Here is a 2,940-nt window from a genome sequence, read left to right on the forward strand (position 1 = left end):
AAAACTCAAGCAGTTCCGCGCCATCGCCGCACGGTACGACAAACTGGCCAGCCGCTACCGCAGCGGCCTGCTACTGGCCAGCCTCATCCTCTGGCTCCGCCACCACGAGTTGTCAGACACCACCTAGGGACCTCTACTTCGCGAGCACGGAGATGATGGCGGCGGCGCCGGCCAGGAGCGCGCCGGCGGAGGTGACCGGCATCGCGTACCGCCACCGGTCCGCGGCCCGCAACCGGGCCTCCTGGTCCGCGTCGCGTCCGGTGAGGTCGTCAAGGCGGGCGTCCGCCTTGACGCGCGCGCTCTCCAGTTGCCGGACGCGCAGCTCGTGGTCGGCGACCTGGGCGACGACGTTGGCGTGCTGGGAGATCAGCACGTCCAGCTTGGTGTCGATGGAGGCGAACTGCTCCTGGGGGTCCACGCCGGTCGTCATCCGGTGAGGTTCTGCCATGGAGGCAAGTATGGGGAACAATGGGGACAAGGGCAAGGGTCGCCTTGAAGGTTGTGGGGAATAGTGTCCGGGGTTGCGGGTAGAATGTGGGACGTGTGCGGCACTCTGGCTTGCTTGGAGGTGGGGATTGCCTGGCTCTGACCGGGGGATCGTCCGCCGTCGCGTGGAAGTTCCCCATCGTTCCCGGCATGATGGAGGTATGAACCGCGATCTTGAGAGAGTCGCGCGCCTGATTGCGGCCCGTCGAGGTGAGCTCGGCCTGACCCAGGAAGAGGTCGCCGAACGCGCGGAGGTCGACAGGAAGACGATCTACAACCTGGAGGCGGCCGAACGATGGCCGCAGGCCAAGACGCGGAGCCGTATCGAACGTGCGTTGCGGTGGTATCCGGGTGACCTTCAGCGCGCGGCCGAGGGCCAGGACCCGGTGGACTACGACGCCTCGCCGCCCGAACGGAATCTGTTGGCTAATCTCGTCCAGGCCCGAATGGCGGAACTGGACCTGACGTGGGGTGATGTTGCCCGGGACGCCGCGCTGTCGGAGGCCGAGCTTCGCCAACTGCGCGTCCGGTGGCTGCCTGTGGGCGAGGTTGCGCAAGGGCTGGATCGGGCGATGCGCTGGGAGCCTGGCAGCGTCGCGTCCATGGTCGCCGGTCAGACGGGGCTCCAGCGAAGGGGCGTGGCGCTGAAAGTGCTGGACCGGCTCTCGACCGCCGAGCCGGCCCCGGACGCGGTGGATGACGGCCGTCCCGCTGAGAACCTGGTGTCCAAGCTTCCGCGGCCGGTGCGGCAGGTGCTAGAGGGTGGCCAGGTTGAGCACTGGCACATGGTGGACGTCAGCTCCCCGGGTTCCGACGACGTCATCATGGTCATGTGGGTCGGCCCGAAACCGGAGGACGTCGACCAGGTCCGCCGCGACTTCGCCCAGCATCGCCTCCGTCGGCGGGCCGTGCGCGACGTGGCCATCGCCCAGCAGGACAAGTGGGACGAGATCATCGCGGGCGAGCAGGTCAGGGATGGTGAGGACGAGCGGACCGGCGGAGACGCATCGGTGGAGGAGGTGGGCGAGGACCAATCTAACGGCGCCCTTGACTCCGGCTAGGTTCCGAGTTGCTTGTTTCCGGCGGTCGCGAGGCTACCGAAAATAGGTTCTTTGTCCTTTTTGGTCAAAGCTATGGCGCGGCGGGACCGAAACATGGTCTTGTGGCTCTCCGATACCTGTGACTCTCCGGGGGAGAACACGACGTTGGAGTCGCCGATGCCGTCGACTGTCCGTTTCGTTCCTGATCGCGTGAACCTGCCCTACGGTGTTCCTGTCCATCTGGACATCCAGCCGGACGGCCTCATCATGGTCGAGGTCAGCCGCAAGATGAACCTCACCGACATCTGTGCCGCGTTCACCTGGTACGGCACCCGGACCATGAACAGCAGTCTGTGGTCCCACCGCACCGCCATCGGCCCGCTCAGCGTCCTCTACATCACCGACGCCACCCTCCCGCGTGACAAGCCGGTGGAGTACGCGGGAGGGGACGGCCCCGCGACCGTCCGGATCCGCGCGGGTCTCGGCCTCGATGAGGCCCTCGGACGCCTCATGCCGAAGCTGTCGGCGGGGGTGAACGAGTTCTGGCGCCTGTCGCTGTCCCGGCTGGATTCGCGGTGCCGCGTCTGCGGGATGCCCCTCGATGAGGACGGCCTGTGTTTCGCCTGCTAGCCGGGTCGGGCGCGGCCGAGCGGACACCCCGCTGTCCCCGCGGCCGCCTCGTGGCGGACGGAGTTGTGGGCGGGGGGTCATATCTTTGGGTGCTGTGGTGGTGAATATGGAGATGCCGCTCTCCGGCGGGGACGTGACGGAGGGCGTTGTTCGGGTCGGGGACACGGTGCGGAGGCCGTTGCGGGCGCACAGTGCGGCGGTGCACGGGTTGCTTGGGCATCTGGAGCGGGTCGGATTCGAGGCGCCCCGGGTGCTCGGGGTCGATGAGCGGGGACGGGAGGTCCTCAGTTGGGTGCCGGGGGAGGCGGCGCATCGGCCGCTGCCGGGGTATGCGGTGACCGACGGGGCACTTGAGGGCGTTGGACGGTTGCTGCGGCGCTACCACGAGGCCGTTGCGACCTATGAGGCGCCGGAGGACGCGCCCTGGGACCTGGAGGCGTCCAATCTCGACGGGGCACCGGAGATCATCGGGCACTGCGACGTGACGCCGGAGAACGTGGTCTTCCGGGACGGGGCGCCGGCCGCGCTCATCGACTTCGATCTGGCGCGGCCCACGACGCGGTTGTACGACGTGGTGACGGCATTGCGGCACTGGGGTCCGATCGCCGACCCGGGGGACCGGGACGCGTTGCTGTACCACGTCGATGTGGGACGGCGGCTGCGGGTGTTCTGCGACGCGTACGGGTTGGACCGCGACGAGCGGCGCGAGGTGCTGCCGGCGGCGCGGGTGAGGTTCGAGCGGTCGTACGAGGCGATGCGGGCGCGGGCCAAGCGCGGGGGCGGG

At 68.4% G+C, this 2,940-nt stretch carries 4 protein-coding genes; 3 read left to right on the plus strand and 1 reads right to left on the minus strand.

Going from position 1 to position 2,940, the window contains the following annotated elements:
• Positions 1 to 133: 133 nt before the first annotated feature.
• Positions 134 to 448, minus strand: coding sequence for a hypothetical protein (locus tag E1298_RS45720; RefSeq protein ID WP_131903620.1), 315 nt, complete (start codon positions 446 to 448; stop codon positions 134 to 136).
• Positions 449 to 647: 199 nt separating this feature from the next.
• Between E1298_RS45720 and E1298_RS45725 the strand changes: the two genes are divergently transcribed.
• The 3 genes from E1298_RS45725 to E1298_RS45735 form a co-directional block, all read left to right on the plus strand.
• A complete protein-coding gene (locus E1298_RS45725) occupies positions 648 to 1,547 on the plus strand; it encodes a transcriptional regulator (RefSeq protein WP_131903621.1) in 900 nt (299 codons plus the stop codon).
• 189 nt (positions 1,548 to 1,736) lie between these two features.
• Positions 1,737 to 2,156 carry a hypothetical protein gene (locus E1298_RS45730; protein WP_131903622.1) on the plus strand — a complete coding sequence of 140 codons (420 nt, stop codon included), beginning with the start codon at positions 1,737 to 1,739 and terminating at the stop codon, positions 2,154 to 2,156.
• Positions 2,157 to 2,355: 199 nt separating this feature from the next.
• Positions 2,356 to 2,940, plus strand: a 585-nt coding sequence (locus E1298_RS45735) for a phosphotransferase (RefSeq protein WP_243726246.1), incomplete at its 3' end; no start/stop codon positions are given.

Source organism: Actinomadura rubrisoli (genome assembly GCF_004349215.1).
GTDB lineage: Bacteria > Actinomycetota > Actinomycetes > Streptosporangiales > Streptosporangiaceae > Spirillospora > Spirillospora rubrisoli.

What these genes read in the sequence shown, in the direction of transcription:
- E1298_RS45720 (WP_131903620.1), bottom strand. Translation starts at nt 448, where the DNA reads ATGGCAGAACCTCACCGGATGACGACCGGCGTGGACCCCCAGGAGCAG.
- E1298_RS45725 (WP_131903621.1), top strand. Translation starts at nt 648, where the DNA reads ATGAACCGCGATCTTGAGAGAGTCGCGCGCCTGATTGCGGCCCGTCGA.